Source organism: Coleofasciculus sp. D1-CHI-01 (assembly GCF_040218875.1).
Lineage (GTDB): Bacteria > Cyanobacteriota > Cyanobacteriia > Cyanobacteriales > Coleofasciculaceae > Coleofasciculus.
The window spans coordinates 1-24,795 of record NZ_JAVJQP010000039.1 but is presented as its reverse complement, the minus strand read 5'-3'; the positions used below and the strand labels follow the sequence as shown (position 1 = coordinate 24,795).

The 24,795-nt window shown below is 44.2% G+C and carries 21 protein-coding genes and 2 pseudogenes; 11 read left to right on the top strand and 12 right to left on the bottom strand.

What is annotated here, in order from left to right; translation table 11 throughout:
• Positions 1 to 93 precede the first annotated feature (93 nt).
• A complete protein-coding gene (gene ychF / locus RIB93_RS07555) occupies positions 94 to 1,185 on the bottom strand; it encodes a redox-regulated ATPase YchF (protein ID WP_446371821.1) in 1,092 nt (363 codons plus the stop codon).
• A gap of 38 nt (positions 1,186 to 1,223) precedes the next feature.
• Here ychF and RIB93_RS07550 point away from each other — a divergent pair, with 38 nt between their 5' ends.
• Together RIB93_RS07550 and RIB93_RS07545 are read left to right on the top strand one after the other, a co-directional pair.
• On the top strand, positions 1,224 to 2,576 hold the full coding sequence (locus RIB93_RS07550) for a helix-hairpin-helix domain-containing protein (protein WP_446371819.1): 1,353 nt from the start codon (positions 1,224 to 1,226) through the stop codon (positions 2,574 to 2,576).
• 208 nt (positions 2,577 to 2,784) lie between these two features.
• A complete protein-coding gene (locus tag RIB93_RS07545) occupies positions 2,785 to 3,069 on the top strand; it encodes a hypothetical protein (protein ID WP_446371817.1) in 285 nt (94 codons plus the stop codon).
• A gap of 538 nt (positions 3,070 to 3,607) precedes the next feature.
• Here the strand turns inward: RIB93_RS07545 and RIB93_RS07540 are convergent.
• From RIB93_RS07540 to RIB93_RS07530, 3 genes are all read right to left on the bottom strand, one after another.
• A complete protein-coding gene (locus RIB93_RS07540) occupies positions 3,608 to 3,982 on the bottom strand; it encodes a transposase (RefSeq protein WP_446371815.1) in 375 nt (124 codons plus the stop codon).
• 480 nt (positions 3,983 to 4,462) lie between these two features.
• Positions 4,463 to 4,660: a hypothetical protein gene (locus RIB93_RS07535; RefSeq protein ID WP_446371813.1), complete on the bottom strand. Its 198-nt coding sequence runs from the start codon at positions 4,658 to 4,660 to the stop codon at positions 4,463 to 4,465.
• 30 nt (positions 4,661 to 4,690) lie between these two features.
• Positions 4,691 to 6,199 carry a UbiD family decarboxylase gene (locus tag RIB93_RS07530; RefSeq protein WP_446371811.1) on the bottom strand — a complete coding sequence of 503 codons (1,509 nt, stop codon included), beginning with the start codon at positions 6,197 to 6,199 and terminating at the stop codon, positions 4,691 to 4,693.
• A gap of 72 nt (positions 6,200 to 6,271) precedes the next feature.
• Between RIB93_RS07530 and RIB93_RS07525 the strand changes: the two genes are divergently transcribed.
• From RIB93_RS07525 to RIB93_RS07515, 3 genes are all read left to right on the top strand, one after another.
• Positions 6,272 to 7,696 (top strand): NYN domain-containing protein, encoded by a 1,425-nt coding sequence (locus RIB93_RS07525; RefSeq protein ID WP_446371809.1) that lies wholly within the window; start codon positions 6,272 to 6,274, stop codon positions 7,694 to 7,696.
• A gap of 176 nt (positions 7,697 to 7,872) precedes the next feature.
• Complete coding sequence (locus RIB93_RS07520) at positions 7,873 to 8,571, top strand: MotA/TolQ/ExbB proton channel family protein (RefSeq protein WP_446371807.1); 699 nt, start codon at positions 7,873 to 7,875, stop codon at positions 8,569 to 8,571.
• 305 nt (positions 8,572 to 8,876) lie between these two features.
• On the top strand, positions 8,877 to 9,194 hold the full coding sequence (locus RIB93_RS07515; RefSeq protein WP_446371805.1) for a hypothetical protein: 318 nt from the start codon (positions 8,877 to 8,879) through the stop codon (positions 9,192 to 9,194).
• A 64-nt stretch (positions 9,195 to 9,258) separates the two neighbouring features.
• Here RIB93_RS07515 and RIB93_RS07510 read toward each other — a convergent pair whose 3' ends face one another.
• From RIB93_RS07510 to mgsA, 3 genes are read right to left on the bottom strand one after another with little or no spacing between them, the layout of a single operon-like run.
• Positions 9,259 to 10,026 carry a 4'-phosphopantetheinyl transferase superfamily protein gene (locus RIB93_RS07510; protein ID WP_446371803.1) on the bottom strand — a complete coding sequence of 256 codons (768 nt, stop codon included), beginning with the start codon at positions 10,024 to 10,026 and terminating at the stop codon, positions 9,259 to 9,261.
• Positions 10,027 to 10,029: 3 nt separating this feature from the next.
• Entirely contained in the window at positions 10,030 to 10,374 is a 345-nt protein-coding gene (locus tag RIB93_RS07505; RefSeq protein WP_446371801.1) for a DUF4870 domain-containing protein, read from the bottom strand.
• 16 nt (positions 10,375 to 10,390) lie between these two features.
• Positions 10,391 to 11,698 (bottom strand): methylglyoxal synthase, encoded by a 1,308-nt coding sequence (gene mgsA / locus RIB93_RS07500; protein ID WP_446371799.1) that lies wholly within the window; start codon positions 11,696 to 11,698, stop codon positions 10,391 to 10,393.
• Between mgsA and RIB93_RS07495 the strand changes: the two genes are divergently transcribed.
• On the top strand, positions 11,685 to 12,017 hold the full coding sequence (locus RIB93_RS07495) for a hypothetical protein (protein ID WP_446371797.1): 333 nt from the start codon (positions 11,685 to 11,687) through the stop codon (positions 12,015 to 12,017). The two genes, mgsA and RIB93_RS07495, sit on opposite strands and share 14 nt — an antisense overlap.
• 185 nt (positions 12,018 to 12,202) lie before the next feature.
• On the opposite strand, the gene RIB93_RS07490 is transcribed toward RIB93_RS07495, so the two are convergent.
• The 5 genes and pseudogenes from RIB93_RS07490 to RIB93_RS07470 form a co-directional block, all read right to left on the bottom strand.
• Positions 12,203 to 12,847 (bottom strand): DUF3226 domain-containing protein, encoded by a 645-nt coding sequence (locus RIB93_RS07490; protein WP_446371883.1) that lies wholly within the window; start codon positions 12,845 to 12,847, stop codon positions 12,203 to 12,205.
• 17 nt (positions 12,848 to 12,864) lie between these two features.
• Complete coding sequence (locus tag RIB93_RS07485; RefSeq protein WP_446371795.1) at positions 12,865 to 14,001, bottom strand: AAA family ATPase; 1,137 nt, start codon at positions 13,999 to 14,001, stop codon at positions 12,865 to 12,867.
• Positions 13,995 to 14,222, bottom strand: a complete 228-nt coding sequence (locus tag RIB93_RS07480; RefSeq protein WP_446371793.1) for a hypothetical protein — start codon at positions 14,220 to 14,222, stop codon at positions 13,995 to 13,997. Before RIB93_RS07480 ends, RIB93_RS07485 begins: the two co-directional genes overlap by 7 nt.
• A 375-nt stretch (positions 14,223 to 14,597) precedes the next feature.
• Positions 14,598 to 14,909 (bottom strand): annotated as a pseudogene (locus RIB93_RS07475) (HNH endonuclease); the annotation flags it as partial.
• Positions 14,910 to 14,921: 12 nt separating this feature from the next.
• Positions 14,922 to 15,030: pseudogene (locus RIB93_RS07470) on the bottom strand (RRXRR domain-containing protein); the annotation flags it as partial.
• Between the two features lie 296 nt (positions 15,031 to 15,326).
• On the opposite strand from RIB93_RS07470, the gene RIB93_RS07465 reads away from it, so the two are divergent.
• The 5 genes from RIB93_RS07465 (at position 15,327) to RIB93_RS07445 (ending at position 24,552) form a co-directional block, all read left to right on the top strand.
• On the top strand, positions 15,327 to 17,669 hold the full coding sequence (locus tag RIB93_RS07465) for a PAS domain S-box protein (protein WP_446371791.1): 2,343 nt from the start codon (positions 15,327 to 15,329) through the stop codon (positions 17,667 to 17,669).
• 26 nt (positions 17,670 to 17,695) lie between these two features.
• A complete protein-coding gene (locus RIB93_RS07460) occupies positions 17,696 to 19,342 on the top strand; it encodes an ATP-binding protein (RefSeq protein WP_446371789.1) in 1,647 nt (548 codons plus the stop codon).
• 31 nt (positions 19,343 to 19,373) lie between these two features.
• Positions 19,374 to 20,858, top strand: a complete 1,485-nt coding sequence (locus RIB93_RS07455) for an ATP-binding protein (RefSeq protein WP_446371787.1) — start codon at positions 19,374 to 19,376, stop codon at positions 20,856 to 20,858.
• Between the two features lie 124 nt (positions 20,859 to 20,982).
• Positions 20,983 to 22,935 carry an ATP-binding protein gene (locus RIB93_RS07450; RefSeq protein WP_446371785.1) on the top strand — a complete coding sequence of 651 codons (1,953 nt, stop codon included), beginning with the start codon at positions 20,983 to 20,985 and terminating at the stop codon, positions 22,933 to 22,935.
• 219 nt (positions 22,936 to 23,154) lie between these two features.
• The gene (locus RIB93_RS07445; protein WP_446371783.1) at positions 23,155 to 24,552 is read left to right on the top strand and encodes a collagen-like protein; all 1,398 of its coding nucleotides are present in this window, start codon (positions 23,155 to 23,157) and stop codon (positions 24,550 to 24,552) included.
• Positions 24,553 to 24,795: the final 243 nt, after the last annotated feature.

Below are 24,795 nucleotides of genomic sequence, written 5' to 3'. Positions count from 1 at the left end.
AATTCTAATCCACCAAATTAGGTGTGCCACGCCGCCATCGTGTGTTAGCCAAGCATTCAAATTGAATCAGCGATTATTTATGCCCGGGCTGGATCAAACATTAAACCGGAATAGCATTACATCGCCTTCTTGCACCACATACTCTTTCCCTTCCGCCCGCACTAATCCTTTGTCCTTCGCCGCATTCATTGAGCCAGACGTTACTAAATCATCATAACCAACCGTTTCCGCCCGAATAAATCCCCGCTCAAAATCAGTATGAATTGTACCTGCTGCTTGGGGGGCTTTCATTCCGGCTGTAATCGTCCAAGCCCGGGTTTCTTTGGGTCCGGTGGTTAAAAAGGTGCGTAATCCTAACAAGTTGTATGTAGCCCGAATTAAGGATTTTAATCCCCCTTCTTCCACCCCTAACGACTCCAAAAAATCGCCCCGTTCATCTTCGGGTAACTCAATTAATTCTGACTCAACTTGGGCTGAAACCACCACAACTTCTGCCGCTTCAGACGTTGCCACTTGGCGCACTTGTTCCACCCATTCATTCCCAGAAGCTAAATCATCTTCTGACACATTCGCCGCATAAATAATCGGTTTCGCACTCAACAATCCTAACGGCTTCACCGCCTCGGCTTCGTCTTCGGTTAAACTAATATTTCGCGCCGATTTACCTTCATTCAATCCCGCGCTCAACTTCTCCAAGGCTTCCAGTTCCAACTGCGCCTCTTTACTGGTTTTCGCCTGCTTGCGGGTGCGTTCCATGCGGCGTTCCACTTGGGCTAAATCCGCTAACGCCAGTTCCAGATTAATCACGTCAATGTCGCGTACTGGATCAACGGAACCGGAAACATGGATAATATTCTCATCATCAAAACAGCGCACTACATGGACAATGGCATCCACTTCCCGGATATTGGCTAAAAATTGGTTACCAAGCCCCTCCCCTTTACTCGCCCCCTTCACCAATCCAGCAATATCGACAAACTCAATCCGAGTTGGCACAATTGCGACAGAGGTGGAAATCTTCCCCAGTACAGACAACCGTTCATCGGGTACAGCGACAACCCCGACATTCGGCTCAATCGTGCAGAAGGGGAAATTCGCCGCATCTGCTTTCGCATTGGCGACGAGGGCGTTAAATAAGGTTGATTTGCCTACGTTGGGCAATCCCACAATTCCGGCTCTTAGCATGTCAGCGCAATTTGGAAACGATTTAAGGAGTTCTAAACGTGGTTAAAATTATCGGTCGTAAACCCTTGGGTACTCAACCAGTCTATGACATTGGCGTCGAGCGCGACCATAATTTTCTGCTCTTCAATGGCTCGGTGGCGTCCAATTGCTTTAACAAGTCCCACTCGACAGCGTATGCCTATGTTACCTATCAGACAGCGTTTCTGAAAGCCAATTATCCGGTGGAGTACATGACAGCGCTGCTAACCGCTAGTAGTGGGAATCAGGATAAGGTGCAGAAGTACATCGCCACCTGTACCACCATGGGCATCGATGTCTTGCAGCCGGATATTAACCGATCGCAGGTTGATTTTACCCCAGTCTCTGGCAAAATCTTATTCGGATTCTCAGCCATCCGGAATTTGGGCGAGGGGGCGATTGAGATTATCCTCCAGAAACGGGAAGCGGGAGGGGATTTTCAGTCGTTAGCCGATTTTTGCGATCGCGTGGATTTGCGGGTGGTGAATCGTCGCGCCTTGGAACCCCTAATTTACTCTGGGGCGTTTGATCGCCTAGAGAAGAATCGCAAACAACTGATTCACGATTTAGAGGTGCTGATTAGTTGGGCGCAAGATCGGGCGAAGGATCGAGAGAGTGGTCAAATCAATATTTTTGATGTCTTAGGAAACACGGATAATAACAACAGTGAGGCGAATGATGCCTGGAAAGCTGCTCCGACAACCCCCAAGGTTGAGGATTTCTCGGCGCAAGAAAAACTCCAGCAAGAAAAAGAATTGCTCGGCTTCTATGTCTCCGATCACCCCCTCAAATCCGTGCGTCTATTCGCCAATCAGGTGCTGACTCCAATTAACCTAAATGAGTTAGCCGATCAAAATAAACGCACCATCCTGAGTGCTATCGTTATGCTGACTGAGGTCAAATTTCACAATACCAAAACAAACGGCGATCGCATGGCATTTGTGCAAATGGAAGATCTCACCAGTCAAGCCGATGGCGTTATTTTTCCGAAAACCTTTGAGCGGATTAGTTCCTTCATTGAAAAAGATGCCCGTCTAATTGTTTGGGGTAAGGCGGATGAACGAGATGAGAAAATTCAGATGATTATCGAAGATGTCGAACCGATTGAAACGGCACAAATGATTATCGTGGAACTGACCCCCCAGCGCGTGGACACAGCCACCCTGAAGCGTCTCCAATCGATTTTGCAAGAACAATCTGGGGAGAGGAAACCGCAGAAAGTGCCAGTTATCGCTAGGGTTGGGGCGTTAAATCAGAGCCAATTTGTGCGCTTTGATCCTAAATACTGGGTACAAGATTATCAAGGTATGGTTGACAGGCTGAAGTCGGCGGGATTTCAAGCTCGCACCAAGGCGTTGGCGGAAAATAAGTAGGGGATGCGATGCGATAAGACAATCTGTAGGGGCGGGTTTAGGAACTAACCTATCGGCACATAACCGATAACAGTTGTCCAAAACCCGCCCTTTCCTAGTGCTAAATTTACAATCTTTTTACAAGCGAAAGAGCCGTCTTTGCCATTCCTTCACAATCTTTCACTTAGGATGATCAACAGATAGCAAATGATTAAGTGGGACAAGCATCATGCCCGAATATCAATGGAAGCTGGCGATTGTCGAACGCAACCTATTGTATTCCAACTGGATAAACTTAATGCCAGAGGCACAAGAGCGAATGTTAGAGGAAGCTGAAGAATTGCTCAGGGACTTACCGCTATTAGATAAGCAACGATTACTAACCTTTTTGGCAAGCCTTAAAAATACCGAAAAACATTTGCATCATAAAATCCAGCAAATTGTTAGCCATCATATCCAAAAAAAATCACACAATATAATCGGGAGAACCTTGCTCTCTAGTCATGCCATATAACGGATAGAATTGGATTGACATCCACCCCAAACCCTGTAGAGACGTAGCACGCTACGTCTCTACTCCGAGTGTCCCAGTTAGCGGTCGAGACTTTTTCGGCACACAGTCCTACACTTGGATGTAAGGAAAGTTTCCTAACCGTCAGTAGTCGCAGAGGGAGTGAAAGACTGTATCCTCAGTCTTACCTATCTCTGGGATTAGTTTGATTAGGGTTATCTACCGTTAACGATTATGTTGTCACCATTTTTCATACTATTCCTCTATGCTTCGCTTTGGGTTTGGTTCTTTGGTGGATTTACGGCTAAAAAACCAGAGAAAAAAAAGACACCCGAAGAACAATTGGGAGAATCGCTGTCTAAATACCTTTCTTCCTTAGACATTCCCAAAAAGAGTTAACCGATTAAGTTGACAATCTCCAATACCTTTAGACAGACCCCACCCTAACCCTCCCCTTGGTCAGGGGAGGGAACTCCAATGGCTTTGGTTTAGGGGGTTAATGTAACAATAGATAGGAGAAAAAACTCACTGGACTTATTATTCAATCAAAATCTAGTTCAACAAGTCGCTGTAGCAAGTCCGCCTCTTTTGTCATTGCCTGACGAATCCGGGCAATCATATAGGAGGCGGTATTCTTGTTGACTCCAATCTTCTTGGCTAACTGACGCACACTGATTCGTTCCAGAGGATTGAGAACCAGATAAATTGCCAAAACCCATTTTTCTAAGTCAACATGAGTTTTGTGAAACAGAGTCCCAACTGTAACGCTATATGAAGTAAAGCATTCGTTACATTGATATCGGCGTTCCTTTTTTAAGCGTCGAGAGTGAGTTGATTGGCAATAGGGGCATTGGGGATACTTACCCCACCGGATTTGTTCCAGACGGGCAAGATAATTATCGTTTTTGTGGCTCATCTTTAGTTCCAAAATCTGATGAACCAAAGATGAACGATACAATTCCAATAAATAAGTGTTTTATGTCATATAATGTTGCAGAAAAATGCCAAGGCGGATTGCCTCGGCACTGAATTGACGCGCTCTACTATTTCTGGGATTGGAGTGGGGAACAATGATGTTCGTTGTACTAAAAAATATTAAAAGATGTCAAATTTTGACTATTTTCCGTTTCCTGTTCCCTTCTCCTTATGCTCAACTTTAATGGTGTCTGACGACTTAACGTAAGGTATTTAGCCAAGCCATATCATCTTCATTCAAGCCGGGTTCGGTAGCGTCGGTTGTGTATTACTGGTAAGTTTTGAGGGGTGTAGGGGCGGGTTTCACTACTATCGTCTCTTTTTGACCCAGATGCAACAAAACCCGCCCCGATTAATCCTTCGCTTTGCTCTAAGACATGGCGCGTGACCCTTCACTTCGGAAAGAGGACATGGTTTTGATTTAAATTTGGCTTTCTTTGACTAACTCCTCGGCTGTATTGGCGAGTTTTCTGGCTAAGGTCGAATCACCTTGTTTATCAGCAATAACTGCCATGGCTTGAAGAACCTCCGCATTCGTAACGCCGCGTTCCTGCATTGCTTGTACTTCATTTTCCAGGTCTTGGGTAGAGGGTTTAATTGTTTTTTTTGGTTCGGTCAAGGGTTATCTCCTAATCACTTATAAATCTGTTCACCGCATATCATAGCCAAACAGATTCGGATTAACCTCTCCTAATTCCAAATCCTCTAAGCCATACTCGACCCAGCGCCGATCCACCATAGCCGCAACATCAGCATCGGATTCCAATGGTTCGCCCCATTCGTGTTCAGTTTCGGGAGGAATTTTAGTTGTTGCATCAATCCCCATGCGTCCGCCTAAACCAATCTTTTCACTGGCAAAATCTAAGCTATCAAAGGGCGTATTGGGCAGAATAAAGACATCTCGCGTCGGGTCTACTTTGGAACTAATTGCCCACACCACTTGACGCGGATCACGGATATTAATATCTTTATCCACAACAATTACAAACTTGGTGTAGGTAAATTGGGGTAACGCACTCCAAAACGCTAAAGCCGCCCGTCTCGCTTGTCCAGGATAGGCTTTATCAATGGAAATAATCGCAGCTTTGTAACTGAGGGCTTCCATGGGGAGGAAGAAGTCCACAATCTCGGAGACCTGTTGGCGTAAAATTGGCGTATAAATCCGATTGAGTGCGATCGCCATCATTGCTTCTTCCTTGGGGGGACGCCCACTGAAGGTGGTAAGATAGATGGGGTTTTGGCGATGGGTCATGCAGTGGAAGTGAATCACTGGGGAATCTTCGACGCCGCCGTAATACCCCATGTGATCACCAAAGGGTCCATCAGGTAATACCTCCCCTGGTGTGATTGTCCCTTCTAAGACAAACTCGGAGTCAGCCGGGACTTGTAAATCTAACGTCTTGCACTTTGCCAGTTGCACCCCAGAACCACCGTAAAGTCCCGCAAACAGCCATTCGGAAAGGTCTACGGGAATCGGCGTAGCGGCTGCCATAATAATTAAGGGGTCAACCCCAAGTGCGATCGCAATTTCTAGTTTCTTGCCATTTTGCGCCGCTTTGCGTAAGTGTCTCGCCCCACCCCGTACCGATAACCAATGAACACTCATGGTAGTCCGGGATTGCAGTTGCAGACGGTACACACCCACATTAGGAGTACCCGTTTCACAGTCTTTGGTAATCACCAACCCCAAGGTAATAATTTTGCCCGCATCCCCTGGATAAGGACGAATTAAGGGCAGTTGATTTAAATCTAGGGCGTCTCCTTCCACCACCACTTGCTGACAGGCGGGAAAAAAATCGCGTCCCGGTTTGGCTTTGACGACATCAAATAAAATCTTGCCAAACTCCACCGCCTGGGAAATTTTCTTCGGTGGTTTCGGCTGTTGCAGCATTCCCAGCTTTTTCCCCAATGTTTCCAACTCTTGGGGATGTTCCATATTCATCGCCCAACACACCCGTTCCTCGGTTCCCATCAAGTTGATGGCGACGGGAAATGATGAACCCTTGACATTCTCAAATAATAGTCCAGGTCCGCCTGCTTGTAGCATCCGATTGGATATCTCGGCAATTTCTAAATCCGGGTCAACCAACGCCGTAATCCGACGCAACTGTCCCCGTTCCTCTAAAAGCTGGATGAATGTCCGCAGATCTCTCGCCATAGTTAAGATGTGTAAAGCTTTTTCTTTCTTTTATTATGGATGCATACGCCATTCTCTGTACTACTTTGTGATATGTCCGATCCGTCCAGCGTGCCATTGGCAACTGATACAGTGACTATTGATCAAATTTGCGATCGCGTTTACCAAATCGTCCTGGATATCCAACAGCAGCATCCGGAACTCCTCAAACAAAAGTATAGGACGACTCCTTGGCACACCTCCCACAATCAGTCTGTCTTGATCACGAAGCTAAAAGCTAGACTGACTCAAGCTGAGGACAAGGAAGCCAAACTGATAAACCTACGGCGTTTCTTGGAAATCTTACTCCTTCCCAGCTATTTTACCCAACCCAGTTTTGCTGAATTGACTCAAACTCTACAATCCTTAATTCCCCAAACGTCCCCATCCTCGTCGCCGGAATTGGTCAGTTCAGATAGTTCTGAATCTGTCTCATCTCCGGCTTCAGTGACTAATCCTTCCCCCGGTATTGCCATTCTTTTACTCGACGCCGAAAACCTAAAACTGGATATCAAAACGGAAAAATTCCTAGGGAAACTCTGTACCTATCCGATTCAAATTAAAGTTGCCTTTGCCAATTGGCGCAGCCTTGGCAAAAAAGACGCAGAATTCCACAGTCGTGGATATGAATTGATTCACGTCCCACCGGGTAAAGATAGTGCCGATATGAAAATGGCAACGGTGGGAGCATCAATTTTCATCCATTATCCCAATGCAAGGGAAATATTGGTTTGCTCCTCAGATGGCGGGATGACTCATCTTTATAATACGCTGCAAACCCATGGATTTACCGTCTATTTAGTTCGCAAACAAGGGGATACTATCACCGTTTTAAATAGTGACACCAACCAAACTAAACGGCATTCCCTGAATCCGCCCCCGGAAATCCCTGGTCTAGAAGAATTTATTAATCAAATCAAAGCAATTATTAGACTTGAACAAACTCGCACCGGGAATCTTTGGGTGAAACTGTCTCAGGTTTCCACTTTATTTTGCAGCCATCACCAGACCCGGATCAGTCACTTAGTTTCATTTTACTGTCCTGGCAAAACCGTTCAAGATTTTTTTCGCGATTATCCGAAGGAGTTTGTGTTACATGATTTACCGGAACCGTCAGGGTTATATGTAACCTTGTTTGAAATGAATACTTCAGTTATCGCTCCTAATCCGAGTGCCTTGCCTGAATCTACAGATTTAGATAGTTCTTTACATACAACGATTGAATCAAAAGTTGAGTTAGAACAAGAGTTAGCTAGAATTGTCAAAAGACTCATGGCGGCTTCAGGTCAAACCTATGTTCCTATTTCTAATGTAGGCAGTGAATTCTGCAAACAGCATAAGCAAGGAATTACTCAGGTACTTAAAGGTTTAAACATCAGCGCTAAATTCGTAACTTTTTTAAAGAGCTGTCATTCATTGAATCTAAAAAAAACAGGAAAAGAACATAAAGTTACAATTTGTAATTTGACAGTGAAATAAACTCAAAAGCACATTAAATCAACTCCAGGCTCGATCGCGAAAGACTTAAACTGAAGATAAATCTACTACCCGAGTCCGTCGGGAATCTAATTCCTTACCTGTTGGACAATAGGTCTGTACCGTTATAAGATAAAAGTTACCAGGGTTCATTGTGCGGAATTAGTCTGAGATTTAAAATGACAAGAGTCTATGATTTATTAATCCAAGGCGGTTTCGTCATGCTGCCCCTGCTGGGATTATCTATACTAACGATATCATGTGGGCTAGACCGTGCTTGGTTTTGGTTTAGATTATTAAGCCAAGAAGCGACCCTGGTTAACGATGTGCTAGAGGCAGCACAGTCGAATTTAGAACAGGCTAAAGACATCGCTGAATCGGCTCAAAAGTTGCCCATTGGTCGCTTTCTCTATGCACCCCTCAAGCTGAAACAGCCAACACCAGAAACCTTTCGTTTAGCCATGGAAGCTGCCGGTGATAAAGAATTGATCAAAATGCGAAAAGGTGAAAAACTCCTGGAAACTATTGTAGCGGTTGCGCCTCTATTGGGTCTATTGGGAACGGTTACGGGTTTAATTAGTACATTCAATAACCTAAAAATTGGTGGAGGTGGGACAACCGTTGAGGCGACAAAAGTAGCTGGAGGTATTGGTGAAGCGCTAATTACTACAGCAGCGGGTATGATTGTGGCAATTATTGCGCTTTTAATTCTCCGAACTATCGTCACGTTACACTCCCAGCAAATGGATTACTTTGCAGAGGTGGGAAGTGAATTAGAACTTATTTATCGCCAGGTTTGGTATGAACCCCCCCTCACCCTCTCACCCTCTCACCCCCTCACCCCCTCACCCCATCTCCCTGGAAACCCTGACGACTAGCAGGGTATTGCTGATTTTTATCTCCCCACGCTAAATTTCATCAAAACTTTACTTAAAGCGCCAGGTTGAAGGTGTGATGCTTTACATAACTTTAGTTAGGGTATTGAATGAAAGCCAAGTTGTGAGTATTTAGGGCTTGGCATCAACAAGGAACTAACGCAGGAAACAGGGTGTAGTCAAGATGTGTAGCCTTCAACACAGTCAAGATAAAGAAATGCGTAAGTTCTGGACAAGTTTTTGTAAAGATTGCTGAAATCAAGGTAATCGCACTGAATGTACCAGTAGGGATTGAGCCGCTAACAGTGATGGTACTGCTCGAAACACCAATCTTCGAGCCAGAAGGCAAAACCTCAACCACCGATCGCAGGAGCCTAAAACCGATGAATAGGCATAAGCAGTGGAAAAAGGCATGTTTCAAAGTGACGACTTGGGTTTTATCTGAGATCGTCTTAAATGTGTTGGGATTAGATGATTTGGCTGACTATAGTGAATTTATTTTTGATCCAGAGGTGATCGTCTCTCAGCATAATGCTGTAATTCTGGTGGCTCCTCCTCACCCGCCAGAAGTTGAGCAAGATTCACTGTTTGGTCAAACAATCTGCGATCGCGTTGAAATAGTGTAAGTCTTATGTCTTATGTCATTCGTCATTCGTCTTATGTCTTATGTCTTATGTAACAACCTGAAAGTCAAAGTAGAGACGCGCCATGGCGCGTCTCTACCTCAAGGCATTTGATCTGCCAATTCTGCCCTAATACCGCAACAGCCGCCACATAATCCGATGCTGGGATCAGGGGAAAAAGTGACCAATGAGACGCCGCGTTAGAGTCTCCCGCAATACTCAACAGTTTAGCCGCTTCTCCTGGCATCAGAGATACCTCAATCTCTGACAACTTGGCTAACCCATCACCGGTTGCTTTTAAATAGGCTTCTTTGCGTGTCCAACCGTTGAAAAATGCGAGTTGTTGTTGATCCCCAGCCAGAGTCTGAATTGCTGCATATTCTCTTGGCGTAAAGAAACGTTGTGCGAGTTTCTCTGCATCAGGCATCGGACGCCGATATTCGAGATCGATCCCTAGTTTCAGGGTTGAGGATAGAGCATACAAGGCTAATCCATGAGAATGAGACAGATTAAAGCCCAGTGTTTGATTAGGGTTGCTGGTTGCCAGAGTGGGTTTGCCACGGGGACTATAGTCAAACTGGATTTGATCGGGCGGTTGGTTTAAATAGCGACCTAAGATTGTCCGTAAAATTCCCCGACCTGCAATAAAATGGTTGCGATCGCGCTCAAAGTAGAATCGCTTTGCCCGTTGCTGTTCATCCGGGGAAAGGAGTTGTGCTAATCTCTCGATCTGTGCGATCGGTTGATTTAGATCCGCCCGCCAGACATGAATCTCTTGAGCGGAGAGGACTAAAGTAGAGGGTGGAGGATGCCAAAGAGCTTTCCCAATCGTCATCACCTACACCAAGCGGAAAATAAACGGATAGCGGTAGGGTTGGTTGGGATCATCCAGAACCTTAATCAGAGCAATAATCGGCATGATCAGACTAACGATGCCTAAAATAGCCAGTAAGAAGAAGCCAATGATGACAGCGATTAGCAGGATCGAAACAAAAGCATAGATATAAAGGTTAATGTGAAAATTGAGGGCTTCTTTGGCATTTGCCTTGACAATCGGATCATCCGTCACGAACAAAATTACAATGGGGATCGCCACAGAAATAACAACTGAACTCAAAAAGATTGAGCCATGGCATAGCGCGGATAAAAGCTTGCGTTGATCGAGATCATGCTGATTACTCATCTGTAACTCCTAGTATTCACTCTGGTTCAGTGACAGGTGGTTGTTCATCCGCAGGTTTTGACACCTCCAGGGGAGCAATCACGGTTAATCCCTGGGGAATACATTCAATCGTGACTGGAGTGGTGCCAATAATTTCCCCATCAACAACCACTTTTTGGGGAGGATTGGTACTTACCTTAATTTGTCCCGTCCGTAAACAAATTGTATCCTCTCGACGGGCGGCTCTCCGCATTAATGCAGCACCGAGTAAATCCACGATCGCATCCATGGCTTCGATTTTGGTGTTTTGGGTGTTAATCGTGACTTCCAATAACCCATCATTGGCAATCACTTGTCCCATTCCCTGTGCCATCAAAGAGGTTGGTGGTGCTGCGTTGGCGATGGTGATGGCGGCGGCTTGACATTGACTGGTAATCCCGGCAATCTCTAATTCTGTCTCAAACACACTATGTTCGTTGAGTTGCTGCATCCCTGCCAAAATATACGCTAAGACACCTAAGCGTTTTTTCGTCTCTCGATCCGCTCGTTCTACGGTTTCGGCTTCAAAGCCAATCCCTGTGAGCAAAATCATCGGATGCTGATTGCACCGTGCGGCATCAATCACCCGAGTAATGCCTGATAAAATCAGTTCACAGGCGGCGCGAAGATTTGTGGGAATCCCTAACGCCACTGCAAACGCATTAGCGGTTCCTCTGGCGATAATCCCCAAGGGAATCTCGCTACCAATTAAAGCACCCGCGACAGCCGAGACGGTGCCATCTCCACCGGAGGCGATAATCAGATCGGCACCCGATGCGATCGCCTCTTGCGCCAACTCTACCGAAGAGCGATCGGGCGTCGTTAGGTGAATATCTAGATGCAATTGGGGTTTTAAAAGCTGCTGAATCAGCGTTAAATCCTTCTCGGCGTTGCCTTGACCCGAAACAGGGTTAAAAATTAGGTAAGCAAAGCGATTTTTGGCAAAATTGGCGATAATGGCTTCAGCCGTGGCAAGATTAGTAGCCAGAGGGACATTGTGAACATTACAGATGCGTAACAATGCCTGAATGTCCGGTTCATGGGGTTGAGCGTAAAGGGGATCGATGAGAAAAATCACCGCAACCACCTGACTTGTAGCCACTTCCGCCGCGATTTGGGCATCTCCGCCCAAAGGACCGGATAATAGACACTCAACCTCTAACTTACTCCGGTCGTGAATGCGTTGTCCGGTGGTTCCGGTGGCGATTAAGCGGTAACGGGAGAGGATGGGGGTGTATTGTTTGGCAAAGTTAGCAATATCGTCTTTTTTGCGATCGTGGGCAATTAAGGCAATGGTTGGGGACATGATGGAACGGGGAAATTCTTATTTTAATTTAAATCTCACTGACTTAAGCGGGTTTTGTAGTAGGCACTTTAGTGCCAGAAGCGAAGACAGCGCTGACTACAAACAGTCAGATGAGTCTATCGGGGGAATCAGCCGCACTCGATTTGACTTTACGCTGTTAGGCATCATACAGTCTTATCCAGCCAAATACGATTCGATTTCGTGTGAAAGTCCAATCGAGGAACTCTTATGCTTAGAAAAGTTATTGACTCGGATCAAAATACGCTTTATGGGGTTTATTATACGGTTTATGGGTCACTGGCTGGTGATGATCAATTAGTTAAATCATACCTCTGGGCAGGTCCTTATGATGATATGAAGGCAGCCATAAATAAAGCTCAAGAGTTGAGACATTCCCATCAAGAGGATGTATCTTTTCTTGTGAAAAAGTATGTTGAGTGAAAGACTCAGACAGTAACGTCTCAGATGGCGATAATCAGGGGTAAGTCCTGGAAACTTGTCAAATTATAGGTCATACAAGTCCTTAAACCAAGTCATAAACAGTTGAGCTTGGGGATGTTGGGGATTCAAAATACGCTCCATGATAGCGTTATGCAATTGTCGTCCGGGTGGATTTTGCCATGCTAACCAGGTGTAGATATTCGCTTTATCCAAATGAGCATCTATAAAGGGTGCGTCTCTATGTTTGGCTTCTGTTACAACGTCTTGGGCGTATTGCCAAAATGGTTCACTCTCATCGGGTATCATGTAGGCTAAAAATGTCTCTAGCATTCCGCACTTTTGGTTATCGGGCATAATCCAGACGCCAAACTTTATTCCATTTGTACTATGGATTAATCCAGTTTTTGGCAATTGTTCCGGAAAGTTAGGCATACTTTTTAAGCAGGCGTTTCTGATACTGTCCCAGCGTGCAGATAAATTATCATCCGCATCCACGATTAACCCTAATGTTGTCAATTCTGACGCTTTCAGTTCTGTGGAGATTACATCTGCATCAATAAATTTATCACTTCCAAAGGAGTCGATGTAGGGGACTTTTTCCCCTATGTCTATCCAAGGAATTCCATTAGCTTCAATTAGCTCTGGTATAACTCGTTTGTCCTGATCTCCCTCTACAATAAGCTTCTTCGGATAATACTTGCTTGCCATTTCTTTGCTTGCCATTTCTAACGTACCTCAATCCCTCGTTGAGCCGCAATGACAATCTCACGTTCAGTGAAAACGACACCTGTTTCTTTCCCCGGTTCTATTCGTTGAATTGTAATTCCATCCTCAGTGTCTTGTTCCTGACTGGCAATGCTAGCCAAGCTAGTCCAACAATCACTATTGTGAGTCGTCGCGAAAACTTGAACATTGAGTTTTTTGGCTGTTTCCAAAATAAGTTTCCACATATCCTCCATCGCGGTGAAATGAAGTCCGGTATCAATTTCATCAACTAGCAATACTCCACCTTTAGCAGATACCGTTGATAATGCTAGACCCAACATCCGCCATATTCCATCCCCCATACTTCCAATTGGAACGCGCTGATCACTGTCAGCAAGACGCACGACAAATCCACCACGAGACTCTGAAGTTCTGCGGCTTTCATATTCATATGTAATAGAAGCAATGCGCTCAATTTTGGGTTCAATCGTCTGAAGTGCTTTATAGACAAGCATTTCATCGGCTGTTAGAACTACTTGATCAAATAGCTCTATCATGTTTTTGGTTGTTAAAGATGATGATGTGATATATTGATTTATTGCTGCATTTTTTGATTGCTTACCTCTAAATCGCCATCGACGAATATAATCTTCAGATAGTCCTCCATTAGATGACAAAATGTGTTTCCAATTCTCTGGCTTATTGCCATCAGTCCACAAAATTTTAAACCCAAGTTCTATTAAGTTATCTGAAAATTCTTCAACGACACTGGTAGATTCATCAGACTCAATCTCCGAATCTGCCTTGGAATTAATCGATTGTTTGACTATAGATACGAACAGTTTATTTTCAATATTATCATTTGAAGCCAATATTAAAAATTCACTGCCTAATTCAATTTCATGACCGTGAAAAAGATGACAGATATCAAGTTCACGCTCTCTTCTAATATCATCACTCCAACAATATTCACCTCTGTTCGTCAGAGCTTCAAGTAATGGTTCAGGATTACCCTTGGAGCATAGAAGTTGAATGGCTTCTAGTATTGACGTCTTCCCACTGTTGTTTTTGCCAACAAGCAAGTTAACTCTACCTAGCTGCTGAAGCTCAAAATGTTTGAAACAGCGAAAATTTTTTATCGTCAGATTTTTTAACATATCTCATTTCCTCCGGTGCTTCTTGACAAATAAGCTTGAATGGGTTGTAAGAGGATTGCCAAAATCTTATCGACTTCCTTAATATAGTATTCTAACTGATCAATCAATACGGTACGTTCCTCTAAGACCAAAAATCGCCAAGCTGTCCCTGTTGTTACAGCACCATAAATTTTATCAATTTCATTTCCGGCTCTTTGATTAAATATCTGGGCGGCGACCATTTCGGCAATACATTGACCAAATCCTGATTTAATTTTTTCATTTTTGGCTTCGGCAATCGTAATTACTGGAGCGTTAACAGTTCTGTTCTAACGTGTCATTCTGAGCGAAGCGAAGAATCTGGATAGATGCTTCGTTTCGTTCCTCCGCTTCGCTCCGGACTCCACTCAGCATGACAGATGAACTCTATAACGAAGGACAAAGGACAAAGGACCAATGACCAATGACCAATGACCAATGACCAATGACAAATCATCGCTGATCTAATTGACGGGAACCAAATAAGGCTTCTCGTGCTTTTTTATCCATGTTGCTGACCCGTTTTTCACTCAAAAGTGCTAACCCACGCTGTACCGCAGGTCGCTGGTTAATTGCATCGCGAGAAATTGTTTAATCGGTTGGGTTCCCTTTTTGAGGTTACAGGGTTGACAAGCCAAACATAGGTTAGAAACCCGATTGCTGCCGCCCTTGGATTTGGGGTGGATATGTTCCACCTGTAAGGGAACGTCAGAAGCTCCACAGTAAGCACATTGGCGATTCCATTTGGTCAATAGATACTCCCGGACTTCGTAACCCAAAAGTTCTCCTTGTTGATACTCGATACCAGCTATTTCCGGGTGATTGAGTCGCTGAGTATCGAACCGTACCCGTTCCATTGAAATAAAAGAAATTGGAGCCAACTTTCTCAACAGGATTTTTCACCTCAATTTTCATAATAATGGTGAAGGGATAACGCTTCCACACGGCGGCTCTGCCGGAAGAAAGTAGCTTTCTCGCTTTGGCGGGATGACAAGTTCCCAGACGTTCCACCGGAACGTCTCTACTAGGAAAGTTGCTCAATTGATAGCTAGATGGTACCTTTTTGCCCCATGATATATTCACAAAAATTTTACATTTTAATGTTAAGCAAGTTTTGCTTTTTTTGAGTTATTTATTATTAGTTCGTTAATGAAGTTAATTTTTGTTAATTTTTAGGTTTAATAATTTATAATTTATGCTAGATTGAACATATCAATATAGGTCTGCCGTAGAGAAGTAAAACTTTATTGTAATAATTTTAAACGCAAAATTAACATGAAAAATTTATGTTAGTTGGAGACAGATATATGAATAATCAAGTTAAAGAAAAACTCCAAAAAGAAATACAGGATTTGCGCGATCGCTTACACCGGGCTGAGGTGGAGTTGCTGGCGCTCAACCCAGACGCTGTGCCAGGTGTGGGACTTGACCCTCCAGCCATGAGGGAGATTGAACGGCAAACTCAGCCATCTATCCAGGCGCAAGCCGCCCTACAAGAAAGCGAAGAACGATTCCGCAATGCCTTTGACTATGCGAGGATTGGCATGGCATTGGTTCATGTAGACGGGCGTTTCATGAAAGTTAATCAAAGCCTCTGTCAGATGATCGGTTATTCGGAATCTGAATTACTCGCTACCACCTTTCAGGCGATTACCCATCCCGACGATGTAGCCGCCGATGTCACCTTGGCAAAACGGTTACTCGCGGGTGAAATTCGCTTCTATCAAATGGAAAAACGCTATATCCACAAACAGGGGCAGATCGTCTGGATTCTGTTAAGTTGTTCTTTGGTGCGTGATTCCCAGAATCAACCGCTCTACTTTATCACTCAGATTCAAGATATTAGCGATCGCAAATCCACCGAAGATCAATTACGTCAACATCAGCAACATCTGCAATATCTCCTCACCTCCAGCCCTGCTGTGATTTTTAGCACCCAGCCTAATCCAAATTATAAGCTGACCTATATTAGTGAAAATGTCGCGAATATTCTGGGTTACGTCGCACAGGAATTTTTGAACGGGGCTAATTTCTGGCTCAATCATATTCATCCTGAGGATATTAACTTGATTCTCCAGGAATTACCCCAACGGTTAAAGCGGGGGAATTACTCCTTTGAATACCGTTTCCGCCATGAGGATGGAACCTATCGCTGGCTTTTGGATGAAGGGAAGTTAATTCGGGATGAAACGGGTCAACCTATTGAGGTTGTTGGGTATTTCGTGGATATCAGCGATCGCAAACAAGCGGAGTTAGCCCTAAGTCGCAGTCGAGAACTCAAAGAAGCGATTTTCAATGAATCCACTGATGCCCTATTTTTAGTTGATCCAGAGACGGGACTGACGATTGACTGTAATCAACCTGCTGTTTATTTGTTTGAAGCTGCTAGGGAAGATGAACTGATTAATATTGAAGGACATACTCTACAAAAATGCAAATTTACGTCCGCAGAATTAGACAAAATCAATCAAATGATTAATCAATATGGTATTTGGAGTAAAGAAGTTGAATATATTACTAAAAAAGGAAAACAGTTTTGGGGCAACTTAGCGGTAAAGCGAATTCATATTGCTGATACAGCTATTAATTTAGTTCGGGTTACTGATATCACAGATCGCAAGCAAACAGAAAAAGAGCTAAAACTACAGGCTGTGATTACTCGAAACATGGCAGAAGGCATTTGTTTGGTTCGTGCGACTGACGGGATGATCGTTTATGCTAATCCCAAGTTTGAGCAGATGTTTGGTTATGAAATCGGTGAACTAAACAACCAACCGGTGACGATTGTTAACTATAAAGATGATGAAGTTGACGCCGATCAAGCTCGACAGCTGATTACTCAAAAAATTATGAAAAATGGGGAATATACTTACCAAATCCATAACGTGAAGAAAGATGGAACTCCCTTCTGGTGTCAAGCGACAACGTCTCGTTTTGAGCATCCCGACTATGGCACTGTCATGGTTGCTGTTCAACAAGATATTACCGTGCAAAAGCAAACTCAAGATCAACTTAAAGCCTCCCTCCAAGAAAAAGAGGTCTTGCTCAAGGAAATTCATCACCGGGTTAAAAATAATTTGCAAATTGTCAGTAGTCTGTTGCAAATGCAGTCGCGGCGGACTAAAGATAAAGACGTGGCGTTAGTCTTGCAAGACAGTCAAAATCGCATTGCTTCCATTGCCCTAGTGCATGAAAAGTTATATCGGTCTGAAAATTTAGCTCAGATTGATTTTGCCCAATATGTTCCCGATTTAATCACTCATTTATTTGATTCTTATAACATCAGTTCCAGTCGAGTTAGAATTTCCTATCAGGTTGAGGAGATTGCTCTCGCTATTGACACGGCGATTCCCTGTGGCTTAATTTTAAATGAATTGGTGTCTAATGCCCTAAAATATGCTTTTCCAGAGCATCAGAAGGGAGAAATCAAGATTAAATTTCAACGAAATTTGGAGAATAACTCACTGACCCTGCTTGTCCAGGATAACGGTGTAGGAATTCCCAAATCCTTTGATATTGAAACAACCACTTCATTAGGTTTGACGCTAGTTTTGGGATTAGTCGATCAAATCGATGGAACCTTAGACCTAAATTGTGATTCGGGAACAGAATTTACCATCACCTTTAACCATAAACTCAGAATTCGATAATGTATAGAACCAAGGATCATCCAATTATGTATACTAAACCACCGCCTAACTTAAAACAAACAATGAAAATTCTCGTCGTTGAAGATGAGAGAATTATCGCGATTAATCTAAAAGAGAGCTTAGAATCCCTCGGTTATACCGTACCCGCAATCGCAGCGTCGGGAGAAAAAGCAATTGAAAAAGCCACTGAGTTTCGTCCCGATTTAGTGTTGATGGATATTTGGCTAAAAGGGGCTATCGATGGGATTGAAGCGGCGCAGCAAATCTGGGATCGCCTAAAAATTCCCACAATTTATGTCACCGGACATTCAGATCAAAGTACGGTGGAACGGGCAAAAATCACTGCTCCCTTTGGCTATATCCTCAAACCCGTTAAAGAACAAGCGCTTTACGTAGCGATTGAAACCGCACTCCAGCGATATGAACGAGAACAATTACTCAGCGCCATTCTTCGAGGGATTGGAGATGGGGTGATTGTTACCGATAAAGACTGTCGGGTTCAGTTTCTGAATCAGGTGGCGGAATCGTTAACCGGTTGGCAATTAGCGGAAGCCAGGGATCGGGAATTAACGGAGGTTTTTAATATTGTCGATGAGCAAACCCAGCAACCTGTCGGCGATGTCCTCACCAATGTCTTGGAACAAGAGACAATTATTTATTTAGAAGAGCAAATTTTGTTGATCCCTAAGCAAGGAAAGCCGATCCCTATTGCTGATAGCATTGCTCCGATTAAAAATAACGACGGTGCGATCGCGGGAGCAGTTTTAGTGTTTCGAGATGCGACGCAACAGCGTTTAGCCCAGGAACAGAATCGCGCCCTGGAACGCGCCCGCCAATTAGAGTATGATCTGGCAGAACTCCAATGTTTGGATCTGTTCCACGATGACAGTTTAAGTACAGCGTCATTAGAATTGCCCACGTCTCCAGCGAAGATAAAAATGGCAGTTCGGATTCTGGAAACTATTTTAGATCAACAGAGTTTATTAAGTTCACAAGTCCGTTCTAATTCCATAGTGATTGCTCGTTATTGGCGGATTGTCCAGGAGCAGTGTAATCAGAAACTGAAGCTGGTTAACGATTTGCTGGATATCCGTGCGATTGAGACAGAAGTTTATCCCTTACAATTAACGTGGATTCAATTCCCCGATTGGATTCCTGAGTTGATGCAACCGTTTGCAGCCTGGGCACAATTTCAACAGCAACGATTGCATATTGATATTGATCCGAATTTACCCCCCTTGGTTTCTGATCAGTTGAGTTTGACTCGGATTTTGACCGAATTACTAAATAATGCATTTAAATACACGCCAGCAGGGGAGAATATTGGGGTAACAGTGCGGGTTGGGGAAGATGGCAATGTAGAGACGTTGCATGCAACGTCTCTACGTCAGGGGAACAGGTTTTGTACTGTCGAGATTCAGGTGAGTAATTCTGGGGTAGAAATTCCCCCGGATGAACAAGAGAAAATTTTTAAGCCATTCTATCGCATTCCGAGTTCCTATTTTTGGAACCAAGGAGGAACAGGTTTAGGATTGACAATGGTGAAAACCTTAGTGCATCGACTCCAGGGCGAGATGGAGGTGATGAGCGATCGCGACGGGACAATGTTCACAATTTTTATTCCAAGTTTACAATCCCAGGGGACGGAGGTGGAGCATGATCATGATCAGTGAAATTTGTTTATCTGAAACTGACATAGCAACAATGGCTCGAATTCTGGTTGTGGAAGATGAGAGAATTATTGCACTGAACCTGAAGGAAAATTTAGAAGCTTTGGGTTACGGCGTTGTCGGAATTGCCGCCTCTGGAGAAAAAGCTGTAAAGAAAGCCTTGGCACTGCATCCTGATTTAGTGCTAATGGATATCTGGTTACAGGGAGACATGGATGGGATTTGTGCGGCACAACAGATTTGGGATGAGTTACAAATTCCGGTGATTTATTTAACCGGACATTCCGATAAAATTACGTTGGAACGGGCAAAAGTAACCGCACCCTTTGGTTACATTCTCAAACCCGTGAATGAACGGCAATTATCCGTTGCGATTGAAATTGCCTTGCAGCGCTATGAACGGGAGCAGTTTTTGAGTGCGGTGCTACGGGGAATTGGGGATGGAGTAGTTTTGGTAGACAAAGATTGTCGGATTCAGTTTATGAATCGGGTGGCAGAAACTCTAACTGAGTGGCAATTTACAGACGCCAAAAATCGGGAGTTAACGGATGTATTTAAACTCATTGATGTCCAAAGCCAGCAGCCTGTTAATAACCCGGTGACTCTGGCGTTAGAACAGGATAAAATTGTCTATCTTACCGATGATATTGTCTTGATAACCAAGACGGGTCAACCCCTACCGATCGCAAACAGCGCCGCGCCGATTCGGGATAAGCAGGGAAACCTCGCGGGGGTGGTAATGGTGTTCCAAGATATACGCGATCGCAAGCAAGCCGAAGCCGCCTTGCGCCAACAGTTAGAAAAGGAACAACAACTCAATCAGTTTCAACGGCAATTTATTCACACCGTTTCCCATGAATATCGCACACCGCTCTCGATTATTCAAGCCTCAACCTTCCTCATCGAAGCCAATGGTTCATCGGTGCAATCTGGAAATAACCTGGTGAATTGCCAGCGCATTAAACAGGCGGTTAAATATATGGTGGGATTGCTGGAAGATGTATTAACCTTTGGGCAAGCTGAAGCCGGTCAACTTATACTTGATCCGGTTCCCTTGGATTTAAACCTCTTCTGTCAACAGCTTATTGAAGAATACCGCTTAATTGCTGGCGAACAAGCAGAAATAAAATGGATCAGTTGCGGTAAAGGTCAAATGGCTTATCTGGACAAAAAATTACTGCAACTGATCGTGCGGAATGTACTTACCAACGCCTTGAAATATTCTTCCGAAAAAAGTCCCGTTTATCTGACATTGAGCTGTGAAACTGATAGGCTAAAAGTAGAGGTAAAAGACAATGGTATTGGGATTCCGCCAGAGGATCAACCCCATATATTCAATCCATTCCGCCGCGCCAGCAATGCTGGGACTATCCGAGGTTCAGGTATGGGATTAGCGATTGTTAAGAAAGCTGTTGATTTACATGGGGGAACAATAGCCTTTGAGAGCGCCTTGGGGGTTGGGACAACGTTTACCGTTACATTACCATTTCCCAAAACCCATGTCTGTCCACTACTTTGATTCTCGTTTAAAACTGGATCAAAATAGTACATTAAGGCTACTGAATTGTCCCTAGATTTAATGTTGAATTATTTTCTCTAGCTAGTTGAAATAACTAGATTATCGTCTTTTCAGGATTTTTGTGATGAAAAAATTATCAAAACTATTTTCTCGGAAACTGATTCAAATCCTCATCGTTGAAGATGAGCGAATTATCGCCATAAACCTGAAAGAACAGTTAGAAGCTTTTGGGTATTGTGTTTGCGCGATCGCGACATCGGGAGAGAAGGCAGTGGAAATGGCAACAAAATTCCGTCCTGACTTAGTGTTAATGGACATTTGCCTCCAGGGGGATATAGATGGTGTTGAAGCCGCACAGGTTATTTGGGAACGTCTTTCCATTCCGGTGATTTATGCCACCGGACATTCTGATCTGAGTACATTGGAACGAGTCAAACTTTCTTCTCCCTTTGGTTACATTTTAAAACCTATCAAAGAACGAGAATTATTTGTAGCGATTGATATTGCCTTACATCGCTATTCTCGCGAACAACTACTCACCACGATTCTTCGCGAAATGGGGGATGGTGTGATTGTCACGGATACTCAATGTCGCATCCGTTTTCTCAACGAAGTGGCACAAACCTTTACAGGCTGGCAGTTTTCTGAGGCAATTGATCGAGAGTTAACTGAGGTTTTTCAAATCGTTGATCAAACCACGAGACAACCCGTAAACCTTCCGTTAAGAACAGCAATTGAAACCAATTTTGCGTTTTCCATACCTAAACATAGTCTCTTAATTTCCCAGCCAAGTAAAATAATTCCCCTGGGTGGCAGTGTGACGCCAATTCATAATAAGCAAGAGAATGTGATTGGGGCGGTATTGGTGTTTCAAGATATCAGTAGTTCGAGCCAGTTAGAGAAAGCTAAGTTCAATCTAGAACAGGCATTAGCGGAGTTAAAAGCCACCCAATTTCAACTGATTCAATCTGAGAAACTCTCTAGCGTAGGGCGCATGGCAACAGCATTAATTCAGGAATTCAATAATCCGATTACCTGGATTTGTGGGAATATTGTTTTAGGTCGGTCTTATTTTAGAGATATGTTGGAATTGCTGGAGTTTTATCAGCAAGCGTATCCTAATCCAAATTCAGACATTCAGCATTTTAGGGAGCAGATTGATTTAGAGTTTATTGCCCAAGATTGGCAAAAGATGTTTAATTCGATTCAAATGGGTGCAGAACGGCTCATGGATGTCACAATTTCACTGCAAGCGCTGCGAAACTTCTCAACATTAGATGAACTGGATCAAAAGACGATTGATATCCATGAAGCGATTGACTCAATATTATTGCTGATATATCATCGGCTTAAACCTCAAGGTAAAAAACCAGAAATTCAGGTAATCAAAAACTATGGTCAATTGCCCTTTTTAATGGGTTATGCGAGTCAGTTGCATCAGGTATTTATCCATTTGTTGAATAATGCCATTGATGCGATAGAAATGAAAGGGATGCCGGGTATCATTACCATTGATACCAGTATTAGTTGTCGTCAGGTTCCGCCGCAATCTGGAGATAAAGGGGATGAGGAAATGGCAAGAGGAGGAGATGGGATATCTGGGAGCAATGGAGAAATTAATTCATCTCTCAGTCAGCGCCAGTTTTGTACAGACGTTATGATCAATAGCGAAACAAAATTTCCTCAACCTGTTCCTACCAACCCCGTTTCAGATGAGCAAAGCGAAGAGTTAAAATTCAAAGCCCTACCCTTGATTGAAGCGAAGGGTCAAAACCCTGCCCTCGAAGGTCGTGAAAGGTCAACACTCACTACTCAAAACTCAACATTCAAAAATCCCCCAAAGGCGCAAGATTTTGTGGTTATTCGCATTACTGATAATGGCTGTGGGATGAGTGAGGAGGAAAAAAAACAACTATTTGACCCGTTTTTCACGACAAAATCTGTGGGAACAGCTCTAGGATTGGGCTTATCGGTTAGCTATAAAATTGTGGTTGAAAAACATGGCGGTCAAATTCAGTTCCACTCCGTCGAGGGTGAGGGTACTACCTTTGAAATTGAGTTACCTGTTATTAGTTAGGAAACAGGGAACAGAGAACAGGTGTTAGGTATTAGCACGATTAAAAAAGGGCGGGTTTTGCAGCCAAGTTAGGGAAAACAATCAACAGTAGTCCCTAAACCCGCCCCTACGAATCCGGTTTCCTCGAAGGTCGTGAAGGGTCAATCCGGAACTAATCCCCCTACACTCTAGTCATCCCTTGACTGGGGAATTTTTCCTCCAGATTGCAGAATTCTATCAATGCTCATGCATGTCTCTGGGAAGCTATCACTCATTCTACTAACCCTGACATTCTCCTTTGTTTTTCCTCCCACCTCAAACTCCCTCTTTTGTCCCTTAGTTGCGTGGAGTCGTCACCCAGAACGTGACTTTGGACAAGATGGTCGAGATGGTACAAATGGACGTGCGGGGAGACGGGGACGAGATGGGGAAAATCGGACAATTTTTGTGGATGGTTCTCCGATTAATCTGGAGTTGTCGGGAGGAGATGGCGGTGATGGGAATGATGGGAAACGGGGTGAAGATGGAGATTGTTCCCGACAGCCGCGAAAGGTTGATTATGACCTGCAAGCCGCAGATGGGGGCGATGGTGGAAATGGTGGAAATGGTGGAGATGGTGGGGATGGCGGGTCGCTGACAGTTTATTATACGAATCGAGAGGATTTGAAACAAATCTATGTGCGTTCCCTGGGCGGACGTAGGGGACGTTCTGGACGCGGCGCTTATGGGGGTGATGGCTGTGACTGTGATGACCGAAGTTGGGAGATAGAAACCTGTGAAAAGTCAGACAATGGTGACGAAGACTGTGAAACTGAGCGATTTGAGTGCGAAGAGGGTGAAGAGGGTGATGATGGTCGAGATGGTCAAGACGGAAAAGACGGAAGCATGGGGACGCTGACATTAATTAATCGTACTGAAGCATTACCCCCAGACAAACCCACCGCTACCGTTACTCTACCCCAACTGCAAAACGGCGCGATCGCACTCTCTGTGAATCAATGGCAAACTCGTAGTAGTGCAACCGCTTTACTCGCACCTAATTCAATTATTGCCAACCAGTATCGGGAGTTTGTTGGACGCTTAGAACGGTCTTTTGAGTTAGTCTGGAATGCAGACCGGGCGATTACCGACTTCTATAATCAACCGATATCCCTCAGTCTCAAATCTGATCAACGCATCGATGTATCTTTGCCCAAAGAAGTCTGGTTTGATGGCACAATGTCACAACAGGGGGATGTGACAAAGTTTGTCGTCACCAATGCGTTACTGGAACGGGAAGCCACCCAGCTTACCCGGGCAGATTTTGCCGGAAATCGTTCAGAGTTAACCTTTAGTGTGGTGGACTTAGCCGGAAAGTCCGACTTGTTAGACACCCAATTCTGGTTAAAATATCGTACTGCCAATTCAGGCGATCGCTTCCGTCGCTTCTATAATTACAGAACCCGGTATGAAGGAATTATTCCGGCGGAACTTGTCACTCGCCATAACAACCGCTACACCCTAGAAATAGGCAAACTCCCCATACAAGCCGAATACCTGCGTCCTGGAGTCGCGATCGAAATTGAGTTAGTCGCTACTCGTTCCTTTGCGGGAAACTCAGCCCAACAGGAAATGAATTGGCGTGGGGAAATTCGATAAGTTTGTAGTCTGGGATGCAAGCCTATCATCTCATCGCCAGGAAACGTTAAGCAGTTCGGCATTTAAACCTTAATGTCAATAATGGCGAAATTCTTGTATGTAGTGCGAGCATCTTGCTCGCTACTAAGCATCTTGCTCGCTACTAAGCATCTTGCTCGCTACTAAGCATCTTGCTCGCTACTAAGCATCTTGCTCGCTACTAAGCATCTTGCTCGCTACTAAGCATCTTGCTCGCTACTAAGC

Coding starts and splice junctions, on each gene's coding strand:
- RIB93_RS07495 (WP_446371797.1), top strand. CDS start 11,685: ATGGTTGGGGACATGATGGAACGGGGAAATTCTTATTTTAATTTAAAT.
- mgsA (WP_446371799.1), bottom strand. CDS start 11,698: ATGTCCCCAACCATTGCCTTAATTGCCCACGATCGCAAAAAAGACGAT.
- RIB93_RS07530 (WP_446371811.1), bottom strand. CDS start 6,199: ATGGCGAGAGATCTGCGGACATTCATCCAGCTTTTAGAGGAACGGGGA.
- RIB93_RS07480 (WP_446371793.1), bottom strand. CDS start 14,222: ATGGTCGCCGCCCAGATATTTAATCAAAGAGCCGGAAATGAAATTGAT.
- RIB93_RS07505 (WP_446371801.1), bottom strand. CDS start 10,374: ATGAGTAATCAGCATGATCTCGATCAACGCAAGCTTTTATCCGCGCTA.
- RIB93_RS07515 (WP_446371805.1), top strand. CDS start 8,877: ATGGTACTGCTCGAAACACCAATCTTCGAGCCAGAAGGCAAAACCTCA.
- RIB93_RS07520 (WP_446371807.1), top strand. CDS start 7,873: ATGACAAGAGTCTATGATTTATTAATCCAAGGCGGTTTCGTCATGCTG.
- ychF (WP_446371821.1), bottom strand. CDS start 1,185: ATGCTAAGAGCCGGAATTGTGGGATTGCCCAACGTAGGCAAATCAACC.
- RIB93_RS07510 (WP_446371803.1), bottom strand. CDS start 10,026: ATGACGATTGGGAAAGCTCTTTGGCATCCTCCACCCTCTACTTTAGTC.
- RIB93_RS07485 (WP_446371795.1), bottom strand. CDS start 14,001: ATGTTAAAAAATCTGACGATAAAAAATTTTCGCTGTTTCAAACATTTT.
- RIB93_RS07450 (WP_446371785.1), top strand. CDS start 20,983: ATGAAAAAATTATCAAAACTATTTTCTCGGAAACTGATTCAAATCCTC.
- RIB93_RS07545 (WP_446371817.1), top strand. CDS start 2,785: ATGCCCGAATATCAATGGAAGCTGGCGATTGTCGAACGCAACCTATTG.
- RIB93_RS07445 (WP_446371783.1), top strand. CDS start 23,155: ATGCTCATGCATGTCTCTGGGAAGCTATCACTCATTCTACTAACCCTG.
- RIB93_RS07540 (WP_446371815.1), bottom strand. CDS start 3,982: ATGAGCCACAAAAACGATAATTATCTTGCCCGTCTGGAACAAATCCGG.
- RIB93_RS07490 (WP_446371883.1), bottom strand. CDS start 12,847: ATGGCAAGCAAGTATTATCCGAAGAAGCTTATTGTAGAGGGAGATCAG.
- RIB93_RS07465 (WP_446371791.1), top strand. CDS start 15,327: ATGAATAATCAAGTTAAAGAAAAACTCCAAAAAGAAATACAGGATTTG.
- RIB93_RS07455 (WP_446371787.1), top strand. CDS start 19,374: ATGGCTCGAATTCTGGTTGTGGAAGATGAGAGAATTATTGCACTGAAC.
- RIB93_RS07525 (WP_446371809.1), top strand. CDS start 6,272: ATGTCCGATCCGTCCAGCGTGCCATTGGCAACTGATACAGTGACTATT.
- RIB93_RS07460 (WP_446371789.1), top strand. CDS start 17,696: ATGTATACTAAACCACCGCCTAACTTAAAACAAACAATGAAAATTCTC.